Genomic DNA, 1,444 nt, shown 5'->3' with positions numbered 1-1,444 from the left:
TACTCCAGTCTGGTTTCGCGATGCTGGGAGACCCGGCTGGGAACGCGTACGGCCACCGCGTGATCATCGGGGGTTGTGTGGACTCCTGAAGATCGTGCGGTGGCCGCAGGCCATAGCGTAGACCCTGCCCGCTGGCGGGCGATGTTCGACCAGGCCATGGCCCGGATCGCGGGACGATTCGGCCGAGTTGAGCCGCGGACCGCCGCCCGTGCCTATCTGCTCGGGCTGCTGTCGAACGTCGAGCGCAAGAACTGCTGGCAGCTGGCTGAGCAGGCCGGTCACGCCCGACCTGGTCCGATGCAGCGCCTGCTGCGCTACGCCCGCTGGGACGCCGACGCTGTCCGTGACGACCTGCGCGCCTACGCCGCCGACCACCTCGGCACCGACGACGCGGTGCTGATCGTGGACGAGACGGGCTTTCTGAAGAAGGGCCGAGCCTCGGCGGGCGTGCAACGGCAGTACACCGGCACCGCAGGACGCATCGAGAACTCCCAGGTCGGCGTGTTCCTCGCTTACGCCACCAGCCGGGGAAGGGCCCTGATCGACCGTCGGCTCTACCTGCCCGAGCACTCCTGGTGCACCGATCCCGACCGCCGTCAAGCGGCCGGGATACCCGAGTACGTGCAGTTCGCGACCAAGCCCCGCTTGGCCGGGGAGATGATCACCGCCGCGCTGGACGCGGGACTCACCGTCTCCTGGGTGACCGGCGACGAAGCCTACGGCCAGGACCCGCACCTGCGAGCCCGCCTCGAAGACCGCGGTATCGGCTACGTGATGGCCGTCGCCTGCTCGACGCGGGTGCGGATCAACCACGGCCGCACCCCTGTCCGTGCGGACACCGTGGCGGGCAGCCTGCCCGCCACCGCCTGGCACCGCCAGAGCGCCGGGATGGGCGCGAAGGGCCCCCGCTACTACGACTGGGCCTGGATCCACATCGGCAGCGACAGCCATCGCCACCTGCTCATCCGTCGCAACCGGACCACCGGTGAACTCGCCTTCTACCTGTGCTGGTCACCCACCGAGGTACCCCTCGCGGAACTCGTCCGCGTCGCCGGCGTCCGCTGGAGCGTCGAGGAACGCTTCCAGGCCGCCAAGGGCCAGGTCGGACTCGACCACTACCAGGTCAGGCACTGGACCTCATTGCACCGCCACATCACGCTCGCCATGCTCGCCCTGGCCTTCCTGAGCGCCGTCGCCGCCAGCGCGGCCCCGGACCGGCCCGCCGATCCGCACCACCCCACCCGCAGCCGCGAACCGATCACGCTGACCGTCCCGGAGATCCGCCACCTACTCGCCGCCTTCCATTCACCGGTCGTGTCCGCGGCCAGGCTGCTGCACTGGTCCAACTGGCGCCGAAAGCACCAGGCCACAGCCCGTCGCAGCCACTACCGACGACGATCCGCCGATGAACCCACGGGATAGATCACGAAACCGTACTGGAGTA

General features: G+C 69.5%; 1 protein-coding gene. It reads left to right on the top strand.

Translation table 11 applies throughout. The annotated features are described in order from the left end of the window. Positions 1 to 141 precede the first annotated feature (141 nt). Positions 142 to 1,422 (top strand): IS701 family transposase, encoded by a 1,281-nt coding sequence (locus IE107_RS34415; protein ID WP_444545025.1) that lies wholly within the window; start codon positions 142 to 144, stop codon positions 1,420 to 1,422. Positions 1,423 to 1,444 lie beyond the last annotated feature (22 nt).

The sequence above is a fragment of the Streptomyces gelaticus genome, assembly GCF_014649535.1.
Lineage (GTDB): Bacteria > Actinomycetota > Actinomycetes > Streptomycetales > Streptomycetaceae > Streptomyces > Streptomyces gelaticus.
Note: the sequence above shows the minus strand (reverse complement) of the source record. Positions and strands in the feature narration are given on the sequence as shown.